The organism is Cohnella fermenti (genome assembly GCF_004801405.1).
GTDB classification, from domain to species: Bacteria; Bacillota; Bacilli; order Paenibacillales; family Paenibacillaceae; genus Cohnella; species Cohnella fermenti.
Genome location: NZ_SSOB01000019.1, coordinates 30,634 through 53,410 on the forward strand (window position 1 = coordinate 30,634; position 22,777 = coordinate 53,410).

Consider the following 22,777-nt stretch of genomic DNA (forward strand, 5'->3'; position numbering starts at 1 on the left):
GATGGTCGAAGCACGGCGATACGTAGCGATACTCGATGATACGCGGCGATGCTGGGGAACGGCGAGGAACAACCAGTGACGATGTTCAGGGCCGCTTCTGCGCTGCGTGCAGAGTTAACAGGCCGATCGGAGACCGGAGGGGACGCGCTGAACACGGCAGACAGCTTGGCAGGCCTGCACCATCAATTGAACGCAATCGCCTCCGTTCTGCCGGGCGTTCCACCGGAAGGAAGCCTCGGCCAGGTACTTGGATAGCGAGCTTGCTCTGATGCCGCGATAGGTTGTGCGAATTCGCTTGAACTCCACACGAATAATCGGGGCCAGGGTCCGGCAATGACGATTCGTCAAGTACCAGGACCACTGCATATCGGTAGCCTGGCTGACGGGATCGGAGGCGAAGCATTCGCGCTTGAATAACAGGCGGGCCTCCTTCGTGAGGGAACCGCGGAGCATCTGTTCGCGTTCGAACACCATCCAGTGCAATCGCACGGGGCGATCGGCATCATCGATCTCCATGGCTGCGGCAACCGGCTGCTCCTGTTCGTTAAGCCCGCCAAGGGAAGGCAGGGAAGGGCCGAAGATTGCCAAGCCGGCTTCCAGGCGCCCGCTCAGCCGATCCGCTCCCCCTTCGCCAAGCAGCAGGCTCTCTCGAATCTTGTTCATCATGGCATAAGCTGTTTTGTAGGTGACGCCGATCTGCTTCGCGAGCTGCGCGGCGTTGATGCCGGAGGACGGATCGCTCATGCGTTCTATAGTAAACAGCCACTTCGACAGCGAGGTCCGCGTGCCTTCCATGCAAGTGCCGGAAGTGACGGAAGCCTGGTGGCGACAACGTACGCATTCAAATAGAGGACGACGGCGAGTGGAGATCGTATACGCCTCCCGATGGCCGCAGAGCGGGCAACGATACCCGTCAGGCCACCGGCAATGAATAAAATAAGCCAAGCAAGCGTCTTCGCCGCCTTGATTCGCCAGAAACTCCGCATAGCTCTCGAACATGGCTGCACCTCCACAAAAGGGAACGTTCGTTCTCTTTTATTGTAGCATTTTCTGGAAGGAATGCAAGGGGAACTGTAAAAAAATGTTGCCGTGCGGAGGACGCAATCCGTGAGGAGATGAGGTTCCTGATCGAAGGGGAGATGAGGCCTAATGCGCCAAAAGGGGATGTCGTCCATGGACATAACCACAATATGGAAAACCGAAATCCCCCCTCCTCCTTCTCCACTGTATGGAAGAACCGCGATTGCATTTATTATGTAGTTATTCGCACCGAAAGGTCATACAGCAGGCAAAATCGGGCGTTGAACACGCCAAACCGCCGCTTGTCATCCCATCCCCCGAACAAGGAGGCCGTCCCATGGGTCAATCGATTGTCGTCGTTGCCGAGGCTCGCAACGGCAAGCTGAGGCAAGTATCGTTGGAAGCGCTTCACCTCGTGCGCGCCGCCCGCACGTCGCCGGACGACCGCATCTGCGCCGTGCTCGTCGGCCACTCGCTTGCCGAAGCGGCGGAGCGGCTTCGCGCCTGCGTCGATGGAACGACGTACGTCGTCGACGATGCCCGGCTCGCGGCGTACAACCCGGAGGCGTACGCCGCCGCCGTCCGGAGCGCGCTCGGCGGCGAGCGGCCGGACTTCGTCGCGCTCGGCCATACGGCGCTCGGCCGCGACCTCGCCCCCGCGCTCGCCGCCTGGCTCGACGCCGGGCAGCTCTCCGATGTCGTCGCGCTGGAAGGCGCAGGCGATGCGCTCGCTTATGTGCGGCCGCTGTACGCCGGCAAGCTACTCGAGACGCGGCGCTTCGCTCCCGGCGCCGCCGCGCGGGTCGTCACGGTGCGGCCGAGCAATCTGCCGCCGGCGGAGCCGCTTGCCTCGCCGGGCAGGCTCGAGGCCGTGGTGTACGCACCCCCGGACGACCTGCGCGCGGTCGTCAAGGACGTCATTCGCCAGGCGGCGGGGAGGCTCGACCTGACCGAAGCGCGCATCATCGTCTCCGGCGGGCGCGGCGTCCGCAGCGCGGACGGCTTCAAGCCGCTGCGGGAGCTGGCCGCCGTGCTCGGCGCGGCGGTCGGCGCGTCGCGGGCCGCCTGCGATGCCGGCTATTGCGAGTACGCGCTGCAGATCGGCCAGACCGGCAAGGTCGTCACGCCGGAGCTGTACATCGCGTGCGGGATCAGCGGCGCCATCCAGCATCTGGCCGGCATGAGCCGCTCCCGCGTCATTGTCGCGATCAACAAGGACCCCGAAGCGCCGATCTTCAAGGTTGCGGATTACGGGATCGTCGGCGACTTGTTCGAGATCGTCCCGCTCCTGACCGAGGAGTTCAAGAAGCTGCTCGCCTCGTCGACCGCCTAAGTGCCGCCCCTCCGCCTGCTTGTTCCGCCGACCGCGCGCATCCTCTCCGGCCTCTTGCCGGGAAGGATGCTCTTTTTTTCCACACGAACGTTTGTCCTCTTTCACTGAAGGCGTTTCCATTGATTTTGTCGATGGGCGATATGCGAATGTTTCGATAACTGCGCGCCGCTTCGCGATGGTAATATGATCCTCAATTCCAAGACGATCGGGGGGCGAAAAAAATGTTGATTCACGACTACGACGCCTATACAATATGGAAAATGCGCGAGATGGAGCTTGAGCGGCAGCACAAACGGGAGCTTCTGCTTCGTACGGGGGCGACTCCGGAGGGAACTGACGGCGCCAAGGGCAGAACGGGAATCCGGCAGCTCCTCTCGCTCCTGAGCCGCGAAACCCGCAAAACCCGCAAATCAATCTAGCCCGGACGGGATGTGATCGCGATTGGACCTTACCACCCTTAAGAGCTTTATGGAAGTTGCGCGCTGCCAGAGCTTCACCAAAGCGGCAGAGAATCTGGGCTACGTCCAGTCCAGCGTAACGACCCACATCCAGAAGCTTGAGCAGGAATACGGCGTCATCCTGTTCGAGCGCTACGGCCGGATCATGCGGCTCACGTCGGCGGGCGAGTACCTTCACCAGGTGTTCGCGCAGATTCTGACGCTGTACGAGGATTCGAAGCTGATGATCTCCCGGCAGGTGAGCGGCAATCTGAACATCGGCACGATCGAATCGATGATCGCCTACTTCCTCCCTCCCGTGTTCATGCACTTCCGCCAAGCATTCCCGCAGGTGAGCCTGAACGTTCAAGCGCTGCACGAGCAGGAGATTCTGCAGCGGGTGCGCGCCGGGGAGATCGACGCCGGCATCATCCTCGACCGCATGGTCGTGGACGACGACATCGAGACGCTGCCGATTCGCGAGGAGCCGCTTGTCCTGTTCGCCGAGCCGGCGCATCCGCTGTGCGGGCAGGTGCGGATCACGATGGACGACCTGAACGGGCAGAGCTACGTCGCCACCGAGCAGACGTGCACCTACCGCAACGCGTTCGAGCGCCTGCTCTCGAGCAACGCGGTCGGCTACCGCATCCAGCACGAATTCGAGAGCCTCGAGGCGATCAAGCGCTTCGTCGGCTACGGCCTCGGGGTCGGCCTGCTGCCGCGCATCGCGGTGGAACGCGAGCTTGCGGAAGGGAGGCTCGTCGAGCTTCCGTTCGCTCATTCGGACATTGTTTTCTACACGCAGATTGTGCTGCACCGCAAGAAGTGGAAAAACCCGGCGATCCGGCACCTGATGGAGCTGCTCGAGCAAGCCGCGGCAACGGAAGAGAGGTTGGCCCTGTAGCTTATCGCTTCAGGACCAACCTCTCTGTTGTATGCGCGTCAGCGGCGCGATGCCGCAAGCTCGGGATCGCCGCTTGGCGAGGAAGGCGGGAACGGCTCGGCGTGCGACGGCTGCTCGAAGTTAAGCTTGTCCGCCACCAGATAGAGCGGCCGGCGCTTCGCCTCTTCGTATGTGCGGCCGATGTATTCGCCGAGAATGCCGAGCAGCGACAGCGTGATGCCGTGGAACAGCAGGCTGATGACGATCATCGACGTCCAGCCCTGCAGCGTCGTGTCCGTGAACAGCCGCTGATAGATGACGACAAGCAGGTAGATGAAGCCGACCGCGGACATGACGAACCCGAGAATGCCCGCGATCTTGAGCGGCTTCGTCGAAAAGGACGTGATCGCGTCGAGCGACAGCCGGACCATCTTGCGAAGCGGGTACTTCGTCTCTCCCGCGAACCGCTCCTCCCGCACATACTCCAGCGCCGTCTGGCGGAAGCCGGCCCAACTGACCATCCCGCGAATGAAGCGGCTCTGCTCCCTCATGCTGCTTAGGGCGTCGCACACCTTGCGGTCCATGAGCCGGAAGTCGCCCGTATCGACGGGAATGCTCACCGAGGTCATCGAGCGAAGCAGCCGGTAGAAAACGGCGGCGGTCAGCTTCTTGAACAGGGATTCGCCCTTGCGCACCACGCGTTGGCCGTAGATGACGTCATATCCTTCGCGCCACTTGGCGATCATCTCCGGGATGAGCTCCGGCGGGTCCTGCAGATCGGCATCGATCAGGACGACCACTCTTCCCGAGGCGTAGTCCATGCCCGCGGTAACCGCGATCTGGTGGCCAAAGTTGCGGGAGAAGTCGAGCATCTTGACGCGCTTGTCCCCTTCCCCGATTCTGCGGACGAGCTTCGCCGTGTTGTCGCGGCTTCCGTCGTTGACGAAGACGAGCTCATACGTCTCCCCAATCGGCGCAAGCGCCTCGGTCAGCCTGCGAAATGTCGTCTCGATAACCTCTTCCTCGTTATACATCGGTATGACGACCGATAGAAACACGGGTCCGTTCATGCTCGTTCTCCTTCGCAGGTTCAGGTTGTTCAAATTTGTTCCGGGTCGTTCCAATTAGAAGCCCCAACTGTCCAGCCAACGAATTCCGAAGTTCATCCATTCCCGGCTGATCGTAAGCCCCGTGTAGATCGGGTAGAACCAGACGAGCAGAACGGCCGCCCCCGTCAGGGTCAAGGCGGAGAACGCCTTGCCGAAGCGCGGCCACTCCTCCTCGAAGAAGCGCAAGATCCACACGATGGACAGGATCAGCAGCGGCACCATCGGGAAGTAGTGATACAGGAAGGTGATGCTTCGCGGCGACACCATCCACGGCACGTAGAACGACAGGTACATGACGGCGATAACGAGCACGATCCGGCTGCGCCTCATCGCCCCGATAAACCAGGAAGCGAGCAGCGCGGCCAGCCCTCCCCACCAGACGAGCGGATTGCCGATCGCGGCGATGCTCTGCGCATCCCCCGTCGCCAGGTCCTTCCCGCCGTAATACCATACGGGGCGCAGCATAAGCGGCCAGGTGTACCACTTGGAGGAGTACGGATGCTTCTCCTTGACCCCTTTGTGGTAATCATACATGTTTTTCTGATATTGCCACAAATCCTTGATGCCGTCGTCGGCCTTGGTCGCCTGAAGGAATTGCGTATAGGACGCGATGTACGTGCCGACGGGAATCGCGACGAACAGAACGAGGCACGCCAGCAGCGTCAGAACGACCCGCTTCGCATAGCCGCGGTCCCCGTTCTCCCTCGCTTCCTTCGCCCTGCGGTACAGGTACCAGAAGAACAGGATGGCAAGGCCCGCTCCCCCGTACAGATAATTCCACTTCACCGAGGCGGCGCAGCCGAAGAAGAAGCCGGACAGGCCCAGGTAGAGGAAGCTCTTGCCGAAGCCGCCGTTCCTCCACTTGGTCTCGCCGTACAGATACATGAAGTAGTACATCAAGATCGTGAAGGTAACGCCGAAAATATCCACGTTGGCCATACGGGAATGTACGAGGTGGAAGCCCTCGAAGAGCAGCAGCAGGGTGCCCATGAACGCGTAGCGCGTCCGCTTGAACATGCCTCTTACCGCCATATAGAATACGGGCACCATAATTGTTCCGCCCACCGCCGCCATGAAGCGCCAGCCGTACGGCGTCATGCCGAACAGCTCGACCCCGATCGAGAGAATGACCTTGCCGAGCGGCGGATGCGTGTTCTCGTACGGCTCCATTCGCTCGATGAATTCGTAAGCGGTGCGCCCGTGGTAAATCTCGTCGAAGTACATGCTGTTGCGGTAATCCGGGCGGTACGGAGCTTCGTCCTGCTCGTCGAATACGAGCGCCCCGCTGCCTTCCGTCAGAGAACCCTTCTTGTCGTTGTCCTCAACCGACGCGATCGGCAGCGGCGAGCCTCCGCCCGGCGCGAAGAACGCCGCCTCGTACATCCGGAAGCCGACCCTCGTGGCCGTATAGCGCATGTACCGCGCGTCCACCGTCTTGTCCTCCGACTTCCACGTGAATGCCCGGCTCACTTTATGTTCAATCTCCGCATAAGTCTGCCAGTTTATTCCGTCGATCGAATATTCCATCTTGCTGTCCCCCGTCGCTCCGGGGCCTTCGTACAGATTCAGCCTGGCGACCGTCTGCACCTTGCCGAAGTCGACGGTGAAGCCGTCCCCGCTCGTTCCCGGCTTCCAGAACGTCTGCGGAGCGGACCGATTGCCCAGATCGTGAAACGAGGCAAGCGCGGATACCAGCGTCAATACAGCGATAAGAATCCAGTCTATGCGCCTCCAGCGGCGGCCGCTGCGCTCGTCGGAACCGTAGTTCCCCCATCCGATCGGCGCCGACCGATCGTCCCATCTTCCTTCCATTCCCGTCCTCGCCTTCCTAAACAGTCTGTTCCTATTGTAGTCGAAACGGTACTTGGCGGAAAGTCCCAGAGAACCTTCGGGTTCATTCCCCGAAACGGCGGGTAATGAGCAGTAGCCACCCATCCTCTCCAAGGCGGAGAGGGTGTATCCCATCCCGAAGGGAGGAGATCCCGATGTGGGGACTGCTGCTCAGCATTCTGATGGCGATCCTGATCGGTATTATCGGCGATGCGCTCGTCGGAGCCCAGATGCCGGGAGGCGTGTTCGGTTCCATGATCGCAGGCTTCGCCGGGGCTTGGCTGGGCGCTCTGATGCTAGGCTCCTGGGGGCCGATCATCGCCGGATTCCCGATCGTTCCGTCCATCATCGGCGCGGCGTTGTTCGTCTTCCTGATGGGGCTGCTCGGCCAGGCGCTCCGCAAGTCCGCTTAGTCGCACAACCGTTTAGTCGCAGGAATGTTCGAATCAACCAATTTTATGAAGGAGGATGAGGTTCATGTCCAATGTGAAAAGCACGGTTAAAGGTGTCGTTATCGGGGGAGCGCTCGGAGCCGCAGCCGCTCTGCTGCTCGCTCCCAAGTCCGGCCAGGAGCTTCGCAAGGATATCCGATCCAAGTATAAGGAAGCCTCCGACCGCACGTCGAAGTGGGCGTCCGAAGCCGGCGCCAAGACGAAGGAGGTCGCGTCGCAGGTCGGCCAGCACGCTTCCGAGATAGTCGACAAGACGCTCTCGATCGTGCGCACCGCCAAGTCCGAAGCCGCGGATGCGGCCGGCGCCGTCAAGCAGGAGATCGCTTCGGCCGCCCGCTCCGGCTCGTTGTCGGACGGGGAACGGGAGCTCGGACGAGCACAGGCCCGGGAATAGACCGGACCGACCGATGCTCGGGCCTCGATCCAGGGCTTGGGGCTTGGGGCTTGCAGCCGGCGCGGCTCAATATGATGTCCAATCGCAAGCAAGGGGCTGTCCCGTCAACCGGGCAGCCCCTTGCTTGCGATAGAAGCGAGACGGAGGGGCTCGATTGGATTCGCGATAACGGGGGGCTGTTTCCATATTATGGTGATTGCATGGACGCTATCCCCCTTCTGGGCGCTTATGTCTCTTCTCCCCGCGGCTCAGGAACCTCCCTCTCCTGAGTGAGCGGGAGAGGAGACATAATGCCGCCAGAGCGGATAGAACGCGGAGGATGAGATGGCCTCAAAACCTACAGATTGCCTGCATCGGCGTCGATATGAATAAAGACGACATCATGACTTGGCAGAGATCCCGGAGCTGACGGAGAGGATAGGTGCGGCGGATGGCTGTACGCGCTTGGCAGGTTGTTGCTTTACTTCTGATCGTTTGCTTGGGGATGCCGGTTCTGGCGCCCGGAGCGGTCGCAGCGGACGAGACGGCGGCGGACTCGCGGCTTGCGGCGTATTGGCCGATGGACGAAGGCACGGGAACAACGGCGGCGGACGCTTCCGGGAACGGGAACGACGGGATGCTGAGCGCCGGAATTCCGTCCTGGAGCGAGCCCTATATCGGCTCTTCCAGCCTAAGACTGGGCACGGCCGAGGAACGGATGGTCGTACCCGAGCCGGCCAGCCTTCACGCGCTCAGCGGGACAAACCGGCTGACGATCGCATTCTGGATAAAGTACGGCTCGGACAGCGCTTATCAGCAGTTGTTCGGCATGTCGGACTTCTCGGTGCACGTGACGGAGGACGGCTGGCTGCAGCTCCGATACGGCGGCGACGAGTTCCTGACTCCTCCTCTTCTGTCGCCGGACGAATGGCATCATGTCGCCATCCGGATCGACGGCGCCGCCGTGGACTTCGTGGCGGACGGCCGGATCGGCGCATCGTATTCCTTCTCCGATCCCGACTATCTCTTCAAGCTGCAAGGCGACTTCAGCTTCGGCAATATCTACGACACCTCCCCGAGACTTCTCTATTACGACGACTTCCGCATCTATGACGAGCCGCTCTCCGATGAGGAGATCGCTTCGCTCGCAGCGATGTTCAATTCCGAATCGGAGCCCCCGTCCGCTCCAGTGCTGTCGGCGATGGGGATGAATCAGACGGTCGCGAACCTTCAGTGGACCGCATCGGTCGACAACGACCGCATTCGGGAGTACGAAGTCTATCAGGACGGTCTTTATATCGCGAGCACAACGGAGACGCACTTCACGCGGCGGGGACTCGAAGCCGGACGTCTGTACTCCTGGCGCGTCAAGGCGATCGATCGATCCGGGAACTCGGCATTAAGCAACACGATTCAGCTCAGAACCTCCTCTTCCTCGAACCATGATTTTTCCCCGCTTGGCATGAATTTGGCTTCCGTTGTCGATTGGTCCACCGACCTGCCGTTCGTCGACCTGTTCAAGACGGCCCGTCCCTGGAACAACTACGGCACGGATGAGCTCGACCTGGATGAGAACGGCTGGGTCAAGTCGCTGGAGGAAGGCCAGACGGCCGAGGCGGGTATGCTGATCGATCTGGGCGGGCATTATCCGGACGGCGAGTATACGATTCTGTACGACGGCGAAGGCGAGTTGAGCGTTCGCGAGGACTTCGGTCCGCGAATCGTCTCCCGCGAGTCGGGCAAGATCGTCATCGCGATCGATAATCCGGCCACCTCCCAGCTCGTCATGACGATCGAAGAGACGAATCCGGACAACTATATCCGCAACATTCGGGTCATCATGCCGGGCTTCCTCGATACGTACGAGGAGCATCCGTTCAATCCGCTATTCCTCGAGCGGTTGAAGCCGTTCAAGACGCTTCGCTTCATGGACTGGATGCGAACGAACGAGAATGCGGCCGGCGACTGGGCGGAACGATCGACGATCGACAGCTACGTCCAATCGACCGAGCAAGGCGTGGCGGTCGAATATATGGTGATGCTCGCCAACGAGTTGCAGGCGGACCCTTGGTTCAACATGCCGACGCTGGCCGACGACAACTACATTCGGCAGTTCGCGACGTATGTGCGGGATCATCTCGATCCGAACCTGCACGCTTATATCGAATACTCGAACGAGGTGTGGAACGCGGGCTTCGATCAGTACTACTACGCGGAGGAGCAGGGCCGACTGCTCGGTTATGCCGACAGCAGCAATTCCCGCTTCATGGGCCATCGTTCCCGCCAGATTTTCGACATCTGGGAGGATGTCTTCGGCGGCACCGACCGGCTCGTTCGCGTGATGGGCGGCTTCGCCTGGGATTATGCCTACGGCGCCGAGATATCGATGAAGCAGGACAATGCTTATGAGAAGACGGATGCGATCGCGATCGCGCCTTACTTCGGAGGAGCCTACGGCAACGAAAAGGCCGAGTTCGCGAAGTCGGCCACACTGGACGAGATCTTCGCGGACATGCAGAGCGAGCTGGCTCTGTCCAAGCAAGCGACGATGCGTCTGAGCCAATACGCGACTTCGGTCGGCGTCGACCTGATCGCCTATGAAGGAGGCCAGCATCTCGCCGGCACGTACTACGATGGACAGTGGTACCCGGATGACGACGAGCTGACGGCCCGCTTGATCGAGATCAACCGGGACCCGCGGATGAAGGATGCCTACCTGCAATACCTCGACGACTGGAGAGAGGCGGGCGGCAAGCTGTTTGCGGCGTTCTCCTTCGTCGGCGGCTTCAGCAAGTGGGGCTCCTGGGGCGCTCTCGAGTACCTCGACCAGCCGGTGTCGGAAGCGCCGAAGTACGCCGCTCTGATGGAATGGATCGATGCCAATCCGAGCTGGTGGAACGTAGGCGGAGCTGCCGAGGGGACGAACCCGCCTTCCGGAGGCGATAATGGCGGCGAGGATGGCGATGGCGGCGATAATGGCGGCGTGGACGGAGGAAGCAACGGCGAGAGCGGAGGCGACAACGGCGGTGGCGGCAGTATCTCGGACGCCGACTCCGATGCCGATGCCGGTGCCGACGATTCGCACGTCTCCACGGACGGAATCATCGCGACGATCGTTAGCGACGAAGGCCTGACGACGATCGGATTGGACGAGGACAAGCTTCTAGCGTACCTTGAACAGACGGATGAGGAGCATCCGCAGTTCACTCTCTCGGCCGCTCCGGACAGCGGCGGCGTTCGCGTCGTGTTGAACGGTCGAATGCTTCGCGGCCTGGCCGATCGGCAGGCAATCTTGTATATTCGGGCCGCCGGGGCAACATGGACGCTGCCGGCGCAGCAGATCGACATCGCAGGCTTGTCCCGCAGCCTCGGGGCGGAGCTTGATCCGGAGGCGATCAACCTCGAGATTGAGATTGCCGAGCCGACGGAAGACGAGCGCCTCTCCGCTTCCCAGGCCGCCTCCCGCGAAGCGCTGACCTGGGCGATCACGCCGCTGAAGTTCGAAGTGCGAGCTTCTTACGATGGGCGCACGACGGAGGCGGCCCGGTTGATCGGATATGCGGCGAGAACATTGGCGCTTCCCGACGGGCTCTCCCCGGACCAAGTCGCGACGGCGGCCTCGCTCGCGAAGGACGGTTCGCTCCGGCACGCTCCCTCCAGACTTGTGCGGATCGACGGAGCCTACCATCTGCAACTGAGCAGCATGGAGACCGGCTTGTTCGGAGGCATCGGAAAGCCGTCCGCCGACCGGGACTTCCGCGACATGAACGGCCATTGGGCGAACGCGATCGTACGCGACATGGCGGACCGGATGATCGTTCGCGGGACGGGAGACTCGACGTTCAGCCCGAACCGGCCGGTAACGCGAGCGGAATTCGCGGCAATGGCGGTGCGGGCGCTCGGCCTGTCGGCGGAAGAAGGAGCCCTCGTGTTCTCCGATGTGCCGACTTCTAGCGATTACCGGGCGGAGATTCAAGCCGCTGCTTCCTACGGCCTGATCAGCGGCTACGAAGACGGCCTCTATCGCCCGGCCGATCCGATTACCCGGGAGCAGGCGATGGCCATTCTGGACAAAGCGGCGATTCTCACCGGCTTGAGCGAACGTGTTGCGCCCGGCGAGAGCGGGGCGACGCTCTCCTCCTTCCGCGATGCCGACGCCCTGTCCCCCTGGGCCGCAAGCGCAGCGGCACGCATCCTCCAAGCCGGCATCGTTGCCGGCAGAGGCGACGGCACGCTCGCTCCCCAGGCCGCGGTCAGCCGTGCCGAGACGGCCGCGATGCTCGCCCGGCTGTTGGAGCGATCGGAATTGATTTAAGAACGGCAGCAATTCGATTAACCCGCCTTCAAGTGCTACACTAAGAAGGAACAGGAGGAATGCAACATGCCAACGATTGCCCAATTGGAAAAGTACGCCGATCTCATCGTGAGAACGGCTGTAAATATTCAGAAGGGACAGGAGCTGTGGATCAACGCGCCGATCCATCTGCCGGAGCTTACGCGCCTCGTCGTCAAGCGCGCTTACGAAGTCGGAGCGAAGAGCGTCCACGTCGAGTGGCGCGACGAGCAGATCAGCAAGCTGACCTACAGCCTGGCGCCGGACGAAGCGTTCGAGACGTATCCGGCCTGGCGGGTCCAGGGAATGTCGGAGCTGGCGGAGAACGGCGGCGCCTATCTGCTTATCAAGTCCGACGATCCCGATCTGCTCAAGGGAATCGATCCGAAGCGGATCGCGGATTACTCGCGGGTATCCTCGGCCGCTCTTGCCGGTTGGCGGAAATACACGGCGTCCAAGAGAGTGACCTGGTCCATCGTTGCCGCCCCGTCGGACAACTGGGCGAAGCTGGTGTTCCCGGAGCTGGACACGGCTGCGGCCGTTGAGGCGCTATGGCAGGCGATCTTCGCCGCCGTCCGCGTCGACCGGGATGATCCCGTCGCAGCTTGGGAGGAGCACAACAACACGCTGCTCGCCAAGCGCGCTTATCTGGACAAGAAGCAATACAAGAAGCTGCATTACCGGGCCCCGGGAACCGATCTGATCCTCGAGCTGCCCGACAACCATCTCTGGAACGGGGGCATCTCGAAGAACGAGCGGGGCGGCACGTTCAACCCGAACATTCCGACCGAAGAGGTATATTCGGCTCCGCACCGCCTGGGCACGAACGGAGTGGTGCGCGCCACCAAGCCGCTCAGCTATCAGGGCAACCTGATCGAGAACTTCAGCCTGACGTTCGAGAACGGCCGCGTCGTGGACTTCGAAGCCGAGAAGGGCTACGACTCCCTGAAGGAGATGCTCGATCTCGACAACACGTCGCGCTACCTCGGAGAAGTCGCTCTCGTTCCTCATCGCTCTCCGATCTCGGATTCGAACATTATTTTCTACAACACGCTCTTCGACGAGAATGCCTCCAACCACCTCGCCCTGGGCAACGCGTACCCGACTTGCATCGAAGGCGGCCCTGCCATGTCCCGCGAAGAGCTGGAGCAAGCCGGCCTCAACCAGAGCTTCCTGCACGTCGACTTCATGGTCGGATCGGCCGAGATGGACATCGACGGCATCACAAAGGACGGCCAGATCGAGCCGGTGTTCCGCAAGGGGAATTGGGCGCTCTGACCGCTATTGAAGCAGAAGAAGGGACACTCGCCGAGGAGGCGGGGGTCCCTTCTATGAATATGAAGTGAGAATCTCATATTTCTTCTGTTGGCATCAAACTCATAATCGCTGCTGCCGACTTTGCATTTTTACAAAATAATATTTTGTGTACCTACCCTATCGAACCTCTCGTTCTTAAAGACCACGGCAATCCCATTGTCAACATCAAACTTATAGGCGCACATAAGAGCGACTACTCGAGAATCATCCGCGGTGCGCTGGATATATAGCGATTTAGGAATAACATACTTGAATATATTCTCAACAGATTGCGCGCCTATCTCATCAGAATTTCGGTTGAGGCAATAGTTCTCCACCGCTTTTTTTGAATCACTGATTAGGATGGGCATTGTCAAGAACCGCTCCAACGCTTCTCTTTGAGTGGATAGTACCTCCTCTCCCTCGTAGCAGTCATATACTACATCAAGCTCGAAGTCGCGCCCCCATACATTTATTTTTTGCTTATTCATCGAAACCTTCCTCCTGAAGATTGGCTTTTTTACATTCCCCTACTCCACCAAAGTGTCCGAAATAATCATTAATTTCTGTGGGAATCAGTTGACATGTTTTTCTGTCGTTGCACTCATGCCAGGAATACCCATTCTCTCGTCTCCAGTTAGCAATATCACGTGCAGTCCAGTCATTCTTCCCGTCTTTACTCTCAGAATTCCACTGTTCAGCACACTTTTCGTCGGCTTGCCTGAAGTTGACATCCCGTTTTTCCGACATATTATCAATCTGTACCGTTGATTCGGAGCATGTTGAAAAATCAGGGATGCCATCACGATATTTAATCCCTTCTACGCCATACTTTGCAAGCAAATCGTTTATATTTTCTTCAGACGATAGATACTTCGATTCGCCTCGCGAACCTTCCCAATACCCACGCTCTGTATTTTTATCAGTAGGCGTTTGTTGTATTCTCTCCTCATAGGTGCTAAAACACTCATTTTCCGGGAGTTTCTCGACCTCTGCTGACAATGATTCAATCACTTCGCTGGAGTAGCCTCTCTCGATTGCGCCGGACTTGGCCTCGGCGCCGACCGGCCGAACCGGCTTGTCCGCCGCCTCGAAGCTCGTGATCGTCTCGGCCTTGGCTCCCTTCGCGAACTCGGGAACCGAGCTCTTGCCTCCGCCTACGCCTTCCTTGGCCGTTTCTTTGGCGCCCTCCTTGCCCGCTTCCTTCAGCGATTCCTTGGATACCTCCGATAAGACTGCCGTAAAAGGCACCATCAAGCAATCCCCCTGCCTCTCCCATTCGCATCCTCAACCCACAGAAAATAAAATTGTTTGGCTGCCTCATCGGCCGCGGACTGCTCCCGGAGCAGACACTGGGTGACGGCCGTCTCGACCGCCTCGTCCAGCGACAAGTCGGCCGCCTGCCGGATCGACGTCGTCACCGTCTCGTTCCACTGCCGGAGATCGCGGGTTTGCCTGGCGGACTGGAGCAGCACCCGACCGTTGAACAGCGAGGAGACGACGTCCGCGAGCTTCTCGAATTGCGCCTCTTCCCATATCGGCATGCTGCCGTCGGTTCTCAAGCTCTCCAACTGCGCAGCTATCGTTCGTCTCGTCCGATCGTCAAAGGGCTGATTCATCAGCCAACTGCCAATCGGCTCGATCTGCGCCAGACGTCTTGCGTCCGGCCGTTCGCCGGCCCGACCGGCCAGCAGCAGACCGACCAGGTCGCCGAGCATGCGCCGATTCGTCTGCCGCTCCGTGACGGGAGGCGGTGCATAGCGATATTCGCTATGCGTCTCGAACCGGTCCATTGCGCACAGCACCGGCTGCAGCCAGTTGTTCTGGTACACGGCGGACACGCCGACCCGCAGACGGGCAAGCTCCTCGATCTGCTCCTCGTTCAGATTGGCGGCCCGTCCGACAAGCAGCCGATCCTGCTCGTCCGGCAACCGAAGAATGAGCTTGGTGTTCGTATTGCGAATGACGGACAGATCGAGCAGACCCGGCGATTGATCGGCGATGACGAACCCTTCCCCGTACGTCCGCATCTCCGCGATCGCGTTGGCCAGCATCTCGACCGCCTTGCCCTGCAGGTTGCTGCCCTCCTGCGATTGCTCGGCGGAGGTGCGCCGCAGCAGATTGTGCGCCTCCTCCAGCACGGTGACATGCCGCAGCGCGCCGTTCATGCCGCCGGCCGCTGCCGAGCGATGCTCCTGCAGCCGCATGACCAGGACGCCCATGAGCAGCGACTTCGTCTCCGACGAACCGACCCGGCTCAGATCGACGATGCAGTTGCCGTCGAACAGCACGGCTGACTCCGTCTCCTCCCCGGAGAAGATGCGGCCGTTGATCCCGTTCGTCATCGACCGGACCCGCGTCACGAGCGCACCGACGTAATTGCCCTTCACCTCGTCGGAGTATTCGGATGTACGAATCGTCTCCGGGAGGATGTCCATCAGGTCGCGGAACGTCGGGAAGCGATTCGCCCCGCTGTAGTTCAAGGAGTCCTCCAGGTCCCAGCCCGACACGACGTAAGCTTGCTCTATAGCTTCCTTCAGCACGGCCGGCATCGCGGCGTACATCGGCCAGCAAGCATTAAAAATTTCGACAAGCCGGTCGATATGCTCGAGCACATGCACGCCTTCCGGGAAGGCGAACGGGTTCAGGCGCAGCAGCTCGGTCACCATCGCGTTGGTGCCCAGCACGCGGACGCCCGGCAGCCCCCCGAATACTTGCTTGTACTCCCCCTTCGCCGGCTCGATGACGAGGAAGGGAATGCCGCGGCCCTGAAGCTTGGCGAGCAACTGATAGATCGTATTCGACTTGCCCGAGCCCGTAGAGCCGGTAACGAACGTATGCATCGTCAGGCTGTCCATATCGATGTTCACCGGCGTCTCTTCGACGGCACCCATGTGGAAAATCCGGCCCAGTCCGACGGTGCGCGAAGCTGCGGTATGGCCGTAGACGGCGACATTCCGGCCGAACGCGGCCGTCTCGATGACCGGCAGCCCCGACACCGACTTGAGCGGCAGCCCGGCGTGAATCGCCAGCTCATGGCCGTTCACAAGCGAGCCCGGCGTGCAGATCAGCGAATGGGCGGCGCCGGGGGCCTCGAGTCGGATCAACGGGTGGCGGAGCTTGGCGACATAGTCGGACATGAGGGCCAGCGCGGCGCCGCTGCGGTTGTCCCATGTGTTGACGCAGCCGCTCTCGACGGACGAATTGTCGCCCCGCATCAGCGCCTTGTATGTATTGGCTGCGATCCGGGCGGTCTGCGCGTCGCCGGCGACGAAGTAGGCCGCGCCGTTCCAGAGCCCCAGATCCTCCGCCCGCTTCAGCCGCTCGAGCTGATCGTCGATCCGTTCCAGCAGCGTCTCGACGCTCTTTGTTCGCTATCTTGATCTGAAGGCTTCTGCCGGTCCCTTCGGTCGTCGACTTCGAATGGGATTCCTGCTTCGAGTTGGTCGTCGCGCTGCCGGTCGTCGACGCCTCGGAGCTCGTCCGGGAGTCGCTCGTCGTCGTCCCTTCGCTATCGGTCATGCCGGTTCTGCCCCCGACGAGCCCGTTGACGGTGTTGATCAGAACGTTGCGGCTGTAAGTATTGGATGAATTGCGCGTCTTGCTTGTGCTCTCCGTCATCGCCTGCGTACGGGCCAGGCTCTCGTTCAGCGTCTCGGAGAAGCCCGAGGTCAGCCCCTCCGTGATCGCACCGCTCTCATTCGCGCTGTACTGCAGATCGCTCGACGCGAACGGGGACAACTGCGTATACAGCTCCTCATAGCCTCTGCGGATGTCCCGCAGCTCTGCATGCTGGACCGGGTCCGCGATGAAGAGGGCGGTGAAGGCGTCGCCGCGCATCGCGTCGATCAGCTTCTCGATGCCCTGGACGAACCGCTCCTTGTCCTCGCTGCGCAGCGAAGCGATGCCCGATACGGCGGCTACGGCGTTGCGGCTGTTCTCGTAGGGGGAGCGGAAGACGCTCTCCATCAGCGCATCGATCTGCGGGTTGCGCAGACGCTTCAGTTCGCTCCCCGGGAAGCTGCCCTTGAACGCCTTCTCCAACGTATTCTGGCTGGCGGACAGGGTGCCCGCGTTCGCTTCGGTCCGTGCGCCGACGTAGAATTCGACGCCGGTCCCGTCGCTGGTCACGAGCACCACAAGCGAGCCCGCGCTGCCCGCGAGGGCGCTGTATACGCCCGACAGCTTGTCGAGCATGAATTCATCGCGGTCGTACACCAGCTTGCCGAGCTTGAACAGCCGGACGGTGTCGCTGACGGCCGCGCTCCGCTCCGCCTCGTCCATGGGAATAATCTCGCGTCCGGACAGCTCCGGCATATAGCTCTTCAAGACGATCTGTTCGGCCCGCAGGTATGCCTGGCTAAGCTGCTCCTCCTGCCTCACATCCAACTGATGCTTATCCAAGTCGGTTCCCTCCACGCTCATTGTCGGATTGCATCGCGCGTGTCGCTGACAGCGACAGCTTCATTGCCTGCTCGTACAGTTCGCGAGCCTTGCCCGTCACCGCCTGCTCCGGCGCAGCAGGAAGAAGGCCAGCCCCGCCGCTGCCGCCGCTCCCGCGATCCAGAGCACGGTCTTCAGGCCGAACGTCGCCGCCGCCGCGATGATCACTCCTGCAGCTATCGCGACGGCTCCCAGCTTTTTTGACGCGTCACCGCCGTTCCGTCGGCCGTAGGAGCCCAGGCGGCCGAACGAGGAAGGGCCGCTCGGACGGTAAGCGGACGTCGGCGAAGCCGGCGCGGACCGGGGAGCCGAAGCCGATGCCGCGGTCCGCGGCGCCGCGGCGGTCGTCGTCGCCGGACGGCTGCCGACGCTTGCGGAGACCGGAGCCGATGCGCGTGCCGGCGTGCCGAACAGATGGCGGCCGACCTGCTTGATATGCTCCGCCCGCTCCTGCGAGAAGTTGTACATCAGGTTCGTCATCACGAGCGCCCAGTAGTCGTCGGACCACTCTTCCCGGGGAGCGAGGGTCTTGCCGTCATGCGGCTGAATCGCGTCGTCCGCCCCGCTGCGTCCGAGATAGCGGACGGCCTCCTCGTAATCACCGGTCGCAAAGGTCGGGTCTTTATGAATAATCGAACACAATTCGTTGTGAATACGGACATAATTGCGGCTTGCGATGGCTTCTTGCAGATAAGCGCTGGACTTCCACATCGGGCGTTCCTCCTCTTCAAATCTCCAGGACGGCATCCAGTTTGGCGATGAAGCCGTTCAACCAATGTATCTTCTCGCGGTCGTCGCGAATGCGAAGCTCCAGTGCCCGGCTGTCGCCGGTCAGCTCCTTCAGCTCGACGACCTTGCGCTTGATGACCGCCTCGAGCTTGTCGATCTCGCTCAGGAAGAACTTTTTAAGCCGCTCCGTTTCTTCCTTCATATGTTTTGTGGCACGAATGATATTTTCATAGAACTCGCCGCGAACCGGCTGCAGGAACTCGTCCATCATCTTGTTGCCGTCTACGTACTCCCGCGTCTCGAAAATATCCCTGGTGTAATACTTCGGTTGGAACCACGTAGTCGGCTTGTACCAGCGCTTGCTCTCGTTCCTGACTTCCTCCTCGCCGGTCTTCTCCCTCTCCTCGCGCTTGTGGCGCTTGATCAGCTCGGCCGAATCCGGCAGGTCGCCGAGGATAAACGTCTCGCTTGCCAGAGCGTGCTGTCCGACATGCACGTCGCCGTCTTCCATCAAGCTCTGAATATACGAGGTGTATTCCGCGAGCAGCCGCTCCGCATCCGTCAGCAGCCCCTCGCTCACCAGCTTCTCCAGCTCCGTCTTCACGTCGCTCTGCAGCGCCGTCATCTTGCGAATCGTCTTGGCCAAGGCTTGCTCCGCCTCGTTGACCGTCATCCGATTCGGCTGCTTGATTAATCCTTTGATCATCAGCTCTACCTTGGACTGCAGTCCCTCGATGCCTTGTTCGCTCTGCGCGTTGACAGTCAGTCCCGACAGCCTCGTCTTAAATGCCGAAGTCGCCTTGCCCTCCTGCAACTGCAGTTCCACTTGCCGGAGGCGGACGTTGATCCGCTCCTTCTCCCCGCTGTTATGCTCGATGCTCTTCAGCAGCATATCGAACATCATCTTCTCCTCGACCTTCTTCCGGAACGTATCGACCGCGTTCTTGATCTTCGCCGTCACCGCGTACTTGTCCAAGTATTCGTTGATGGCCTCCTCAAGAGCGGGTACACCCGAATGAATCAGCGTCTCCGCGTAGTGATCGCCGCTCTCGCGTGCGTGCCGGGCCTCTTCCTCCAGCTCCCGCTTGCGGGCAGTCGGCAGGTTCGTGTACTGCGTCAGATGCATATTCGGAAAATCGTTAAACAGGTCGTAGTTGCTCAGCGTGCTCTCTTGTCTGCGTGTAAGCGCTGCTCCCCGTTGGTGCAGCCGGATTACCTTGGCCGTCTCGGCCGAGGTCGGATACAGATTGGGGTTGAAGATTTCGTGCTTCTCAAGATAATTGCGCGTATTGCGAAGCGCCTCTTCGATGTTGTCCTCGCGTTCGACGTCGTACTGATCGATCTTGTTGACGGCGAAGAGGAAGCGGTCCTTGGACTGCTTGCCCCCGACCTTCATCGCTTCGGACACCTTGCGCAGCAGCTCGTTGTCGTCGTCCGTCGCCAGTTGGGTCGCATTCAGGACGTACAGCACGAGCGGCTTGGCGTCATTCTTGATGACCCGGTAGGTATGGTCCGCATGATCGGTATTGCGGGAGTTGTTCGGCCCCGGCGTGTCGACGAGGATCAGATTTGTCCTGCGGGTCTGCACGAACGGGATGTCTCCGTTCACATGGATATAGGACACCCGCTTGTCCTCGTTGAACCGCTTCATCGCCTCAAGATCCGCAGGCTGCTCTTCGATGACGACGTTAAGATTCTCGTCCAGGCAGGAGGCGGTGAAGCCTTCCATCCCGTCCACGTCCCGGACTCTCGCGATCGTCGCTGTGCAGGCTTCGTTCTTGGAAGGCACGAGCTCCTGTCCCAGCATGGCGTTGATCAGCGTCGACTTGCCGGAGCTCATCGTCGCGATGACGCTGACTTCGAACTCCGAGCCGAGCGCCTTGCGGAAGTTCTCCTGAATCTGGGCATCCTTCAAGTCATCGAAGGGCCCCGCCTGCATCTCATCGAACAAGGCGACCAGTTCGCGGAACTTGTCGTCGGATTCCTTGGCTGGAATGTGCGCGTGAGTGAATTCGACGCCGTCGATCTCGCTCTCCTCCAGCGTGCCCGCCAGGTCTTCATAATCGAGGAAGGTGCCGTGGAAGACTACATGGATGGCGTCGTCGTTGCACTCCTCGGACAGAATGCGAGGAAGTCGATCGACCCAAACCTGGAGCCGTTCCGTTCGCAGCGCGTAGAGCTTGCTCTCCTCCGTTATTTCCTTACCATTACAAGCGAAGCTCGTCTCCAGCTTGTACGGATTGTATCTCACTAGAACTTCAGCCATTTGACATGCCTCCCTGGGTATTCGCCATCTGTGATATGCAAGCTTCCGCCAATCGGATGCCGGTCCGCTCCAGCGCCGAGAGGATCGCGCTTCCCTCGTATGCCTTGCCGCCTACCAAGATCCGCTCGACGGGAACGGCCCCATCGTCGCTGGAGGCGGGAACGGCCCCTGCGACGAGGGCCAGCCGGGTCAGATCCAGACCGTCCTCCGCAAACAGCCGGTACAGCGAAGCGAAGTCCTTCGTCTCCTTGGCCGTCATCGCCAGTCCGGCCCCGGCCATACGGAACAGCTTGGCGGCATAGGCCGACATAGGCACAAGCTGCGGACGCTCGATGCCGGCCTCCTGCAGATCCTGAGCCAGCCGCTTCATCGCATCCGCCAGATCGTCGTCCGCCTCTTCGTCGAACTCGTCGGCCTTGTTGAGGAGGAACAGCAGCCTCGGCGAGTCTTGACGCTGCTTCACCGTATCCAGCACCCGGCGGAGCAGCATCCGATCGTCCGTCGTGGAGATCTGCGTTGCATTCACAAGATAGACGACGCTGCCGTACTCCCCTTGCTGCAGATAACGCTGGGTGATCTGACCATGGCTGAGATCGCCCGAATAGTTCGTGCCCGGCGTATCGACGAGCGCATGGATGATCCCCTTGGCCTTCAGGCCCGCAAGCGGACCTTCAAGCCGCAGCTCCGCCGCGCCGTCCATCTCGTTCCATTCCTTCACGACTCCCGGCTCCACGACGCCGGCATACCGGCAGTCCCCCTTGTCCAAGCGGACATAACCGATTCGGTGCCCGAGACGATCGTTCGCGACGACCCTCGAAATCTTGGCGGTGCAGGCCTGGTTGCGGGAAGGCATCAGATCCCGCCCGAGCAGAGCGTTGATGAAGGTCGACTTCCCGGCGCTCATCGTCGCGACGACGACCGTCTCGTGGCGCGGCAGATGACGATGCGCTTCATTCATCAGGCTCCGATCGATCAGCGGTGCGAGCTGTCCCCGTATCGCGGCGCCGAACTTCGCATTCAGAATCAACTGGGCAGCCTTCCATGCCCCTCTCAGAAGCGCTTCGACGAACTCGCCGATCAGAGCGGCGAGCTTCGGCCGTATGCCCAGCCGCTTGGCATACAAGTCGGCGATCTGGCCATCCGCATCCGCACCGCCCAGCTTGGCGCGCGTATAGCAGAACTCGCCGTAGACGGCGTATCGCAGCGTATCGAGGCGGCAGCGATAACGCGAGACGCGAACCGGCCGATACCGCTTCACCGTTCGGAATGCGGCCGCAACGGCGGCTGCAGCGGCGGCCTCGCCGGCCTGCGGCATCGACGAAGCCGCTCCGCCCTCTCCCTCTTCCTGCGGAAGATCCAGCAGAACCGAATACTCCCGATGCAGGCTGACCAGCAGGTCGCGGTGACGCGCCAAGTCCTCCAATCCGTAGAACAAGGCGGTCACATAGGCGATTCTGTCTTGCGGTGCGGCCTGCGCCGCCGGATGACCGGCGAAGTTCTGCCGGAACAGCTCAAGCAGCGGCTCTCTTTCCGCCAGCTCTCCTTCCGCCGGCGGCCTCGCCGCGGTAGCTTGGTCCGAAGCCCCGGCCCCGACGGGAACGGCGCCGGCATACTTGGGCTTGCTTATGTAGACAATTCCGTTATGTACGGATTCCACGATTCTTCCCCGCCGCAGCATCCGTTCCACAATGGCATTCAGATAAGCCGTCGCCTCCCGCTTGTCCGAAGCGCGCTTAGCCAGTTCCTTGACGAGAGTCTCTCGTTCGATCAATCCCGGAGTGCGCAGATTCTTGCGCAGCTTCCTGTACGGTCCTAGCGTCAAGAACAAGAATGCTGCCAGAATGACGAACGACACGCCGGCTACTGCGGCCGTCACGGCTGCGCTGTGCAGTCTCCAATGCCAATGGCTCCGAATCCAATCATACGGGAACTGCAACTGATGGAAGATATATGCCGTGTAGATGGCGTACAGAGCGACCCAGACGTAGCTCAACTGCTCCTGCGCATGACGGATGCCGCGAAGCGCAAGCTTGATGTGGAGCGAACGGAACATGACCCAGAGCGTGAGGAGCAACAAGCCGATTACAGACAAAGCCGCACCGTCTTCATTCGCTTCGAAATCGCTTACCGCCAGAGCCAGAGGAAACCCGATCACGGGAGACACAAACCGCAGTCTGGCCCATCCGAGACCCCGGCTCAGCAGAGTGCCGCCGACAAGTACGATCAATAGAACAATCAAGACAGTCACAACGTTTGCTGCAATACTCATGCCT

17 protein-coding genes are annotated in these 22,777 nt (G+C 60.7%); 7 read left to right on the forward strand and 10 right to left on the reverse strand.

The window, feature by feature from the left end; genetic code table 11:
• Positions 1-114: 114 nt before the first annotated feature.
• Complete coding sequence (locus E6C55_RS16055) at positions 115-999, reverse strand: transposase (RefSeq protein WP_136370829.1); 885 nt, start codon at positions 997-999, stop codon at positions 115-117.
• A gap of 358 nt (positions 1,000-1,357) precedes the next feature.
• Between E6C55_RS16055 and E6C55_RS16060 the strand changes: the two genes are divergently transcribed.
• The 3 genes from E6C55_RS16060 to E6C55_RS16070 all read left to right on the forward strand — a co-directional run bounded on the left by E6C55_RS16060 (position 1,358) and on the right by E6C55_RS16070 (position 3,694).
• Positions 1,358-2,353, forward strand: a complete 996-nt coding sequence (locus E6C55_RS16060) for an electron transfer flavoprotein subunit alpha/FixB family protein (RefSeq protein ID WP_136370830.1) — start codon at positions 1,358-1,360, stop codon at positions 2,351-2,353.
• 221 nt (positions 2,354-2,574) lie between these two features.
• Entirely contained in the window at positions 2,575-2,772 is a 198-nt protein-coding gene (locus E6C55_RS16065; RefSeq protein ID WP_136370831.1) for a hypothetical protein, read from the forward strand.
• Positions 2,773-2,794: 22 nt separating this feature from the next.
• A complete protein-coding gene (locus E6C55_RS16070; RefSeq protein WP_136370832.1) occupies positions 2,795-3,694 on the forward strand; it encodes a LysR family transcriptional regulator in 900 nt (299 codons plus the stop codon).
• Positions 3,695-3,732: 38 nt separating this feature from the next.
• Here E6C55_RS16070 and E6C55_RS16075 read toward each other — a convergent pair whose 3' ends face one another.
• Complete coding sequence (locus E6C55_RS16075) at positions 3,733-4,743, reverse strand: glycosyltransferase family 2 protein (RefSeq protein WP_136370833.1); 1,011 nt, start codon at positions 4,741-4,743, stop codon at positions 3,733-3,735.
• Positions 4,744-4,797: 54 nt separating this feature from the next.
• On the reverse strand, positions 4,798-6,594 hold the full coding sequence (locus E6C55_RS16080; protein ID WP_168735675.1) for a phospholipid carrier-dependent glycosyltransferase: 1,797 nt from the start codon (positions 6,592-6,594) through the stop codon (positions 4,798-4,800).
• 173 nt (positions 6,595-6,767) lie between these two features.
• Between E6C55_RS16080 and E6C55_RS16085 the strand changes: the two genes are divergently transcribed.
• From E6C55_RS16085 to E6C55_RS16100, 4 genes are all read left to right on the forward strand, one after another.
• Positions 6,768-7,025 (forward strand): GlsB/YeaQ/YmgE family stress response membrane protein, encoded by a 258-nt coding sequence (locus E6C55_RS16085; RefSeq protein ID WP_136370835.1) that lies wholly within the window; start codon positions 6,768-6,770, stop codon positions 7,023-7,025.
• 64 nt (positions 7,026-7,089) lie between these two features.
• Positions 7,090-7,458 carry a YtxH domain-containing protein gene (locus E6C55_RS16090; RefSeq protein ID WP_168735676.1) on the forward strand — a complete coding sequence of 123 codons (369 nt, stop codon included), beginning with the start codon at positions 7,090-7,092 and terminating at the stop codon, positions 7,456-7,458.
• A gap of 430 nt (positions 7,459-7,888) precedes the next feature.
• A complete protein-coding gene (locus tag E6C55_RS16095) occupies positions 7,889-11,752 on the forward strand; it encodes an S-layer homology domain-containing protein (protein ID WP_136370837.1) in 3,864 nt (1,287 codons plus the stop codon).
• 66 nt (positions 11,753-11,818) lie between these two features.
• Positions 11,819-13,048 (forward strand): aminopeptidase, encoded by a 1,230-nt coding sequence (locus E6C55_RS16100; protein WP_136370838.1) that lies wholly within the window; start codon positions 11,819-11,821, stop codon positions 13,046-13,048.
• Positions 13,049-13,176: 128 nt separating this feature from the next.
• Here the strand turns inward: E6C55_RS16100 and E6C55_RS16105 are convergent, their stop codons facing one another.
• The 7 genes from E6C55_RS16105 to E6C55_RS16130 all read right to left on the reverse strand — a co-directional run bounded on the left by E6C55_RS16105 (position 13,177) and on the right by E6C55_RS16130 (position 22,773).
• Positions 13,177-13,557 (reverse strand): DUF6985 domain-containing protein, encoded by a 381-nt coding sequence (locus E6C55_RS16105; RefSeq protein ID WP_136370839.1) that lies wholly within the window; start codon positions 13,555-13,557, stop codon positions 13,177-13,179.
• The gene (locus E6C55_RS16110; protein WP_136370840.1) at positions 13,550-14,320 is read right to left on the reverse strand and encodes an HNH endonuclease; all 771 of its coding nucleotides are present in this window, start codon (positions 14,318-14,320) and stop codon (positions 13,550-13,552) included. Before E6C55_RS16110 ends, E6C55_RS16105 begins: the two co-directional genes overlap by 8 nt.
• Entirely contained in the window at positions 14,320-16,206 is a 1,887-nt protein-coding gene (locus E6C55_RS34695) for an ATP-binding protein (RefSeq protein WP_330999628.1), read from the reverse strand. Before E6C55_RS34695 ends, E6C55_RS16110 begins: the two co-directional genes overlap by 1 nt.
• Positions 16,100-17,470, reverse strand: a complete 1,371-nt coding sequence (locus E6C55_RS34700; protein WP_230986709.1) for a serine-rich family protein — start codon at positions 17,468-17,470, stop codon at positions 16,100-16,102. The genes E6C55_RS34695 and E6C55_RS34700 overlap by 107 nt, the downstream gene beginning before the upstream one ends.
• A 96-nt stretch (positions 17,471-17,566) precedes the next feature.
• A complete protein-coding gene (locus E6C55_RS16120; protein ID WP_136370841.1) occupies positions 17,567-18,220 on the reverse strand; it encodes a hypothetical protein in 654 nt (217 codons plus the stop codon).
• Positions 18,221-18,236: 16 nt separating this feature from the next.
• Positions 18,237-20,504, reverse strand: coding sequence for a dynamin family protein (locus E6C55_RS16125; protein ID WP_136370842.1), 2,268 nt, complete (start codon positions 20,502-20,504; stop codon positions 18,237-18,239).
• Positions 20,497-22,773 (reverse strand): dynamin family protein, encoded by a 2,277-nt coding sequence (locus tag E6C55_RS16130; RefSeq protein WP_136370843.1) that lies wholly within the window; start codon positions 22,771-22,773, stop codon positions 20,497-20,499. Before E6C55_RS16130 ends, E6C55_RS16125 begins: the two co-directional genes overlap by 8 nt.
• Positions 22,774-22,777 lie beyond the last annotated feature (4 nt).

Coding starts and splice junctions, on each gene's coding strand:
- E6C55_RS16125 (WP_136370842.1), bottom strand. CDS start 20,504: ATGGCTGAAGTTCTAGTGAGATACAATCCGTACAAGCTGGAGACGAGC.
- E6C55_RS16075 (WP_136370833.1), bottom strand. CDS start 4,743: ATGAACGGACCCGTGTTTCTATCGGTCGTCATACCGATGTATAACGAG.
- E6C55_RS16120 (WP_136370841.1), bottom strand. CDS start 18,220: ATGTGGAAGTCCAGCGCTTATCTGCAAGAAGCCATCGCAAGCCGCAAT.
- E6C55_RS16105 (WP_136370839.1), bottom strand. CDS start 13,557: ATGAATAAGCAAAAAATAAATGTATGGGGGCGCGACTTCGAGCTTGAT.
- E6C55_RS16060 (WP_136370830.1), top strand. CDS start 1,358: ATGGGTCAATCGATTGTCGTCGTTGCCGAGGCTCGCAACGGCAAGCTG.
- E6C55_RS34695 (WP_330999628.1), bottom strand. CDS start 16,206: ATGTCCGACTATGTCGCCAAGCTCCGCCACCCGTTGATCCGACTCGAG.
- E6C55_RS16110 (WP_136370840.1), bottom strand. CDS start 14,320: ATGGTGCCTTTTACGGCAGTCTTATCGGAGGTATCCAAGGAATCGCTG.
- E6C55_RS16090 (WP_168735676.1), top strand. CDS start 7,090: ATGTCCAATGTGAAAAGCACGGTTAAAGGTGTCGTTATCGGGGGAGCG.
- E6C55_RS16130 (WP_136370843.1), bottom strand. CDS start 22,773: ATGAGTATTGCAGCAAACGTTGTGACTGTCTTGATTGTTCTATTGATC.
- E6C55_RS16055 (WP_136370829.1), bottom strand. CDS start 999: ATGTTCGAGAGCTATGCGGAGTTTCTGGCGAATCAAGGCGGCGAAGAC.
- E6C55_RS16085 (WP_136370835.1), top strand. CDS start 6,768: ATGTGGGGACTGCTGCTCAGCATTCTGATGGCGATCCTGATCGGTATT.
- E6C55_RS16100 (WP_136370838.1), top strand. CDS start 11,819: ATGCCAACGATTGCCCAATTGGAAAAGTACGCCGATCTCATCGTGAGA.
- E6C55_RS16095 (WP_136370837.1), top strand. CDS start 7,889: ATGGCTGTACGCGCTTGGCAGGTTGTTGCTTTACTTCTGATCGTTTGC.
- E6C55_RS16080 (WP_168735675.1), bottom strand. CDS start 6,594: ATGGAAGGAAGATGGGACGATCGGTCGGCGCCGATCGGATGGGGGAAC.
- E6C55_RS16065 (WP_136370831.1), top strand. CDS start 2,575: ATGTTGATTCACGACTACGACGCCTATACAATATGGAAAATGCGCGAG.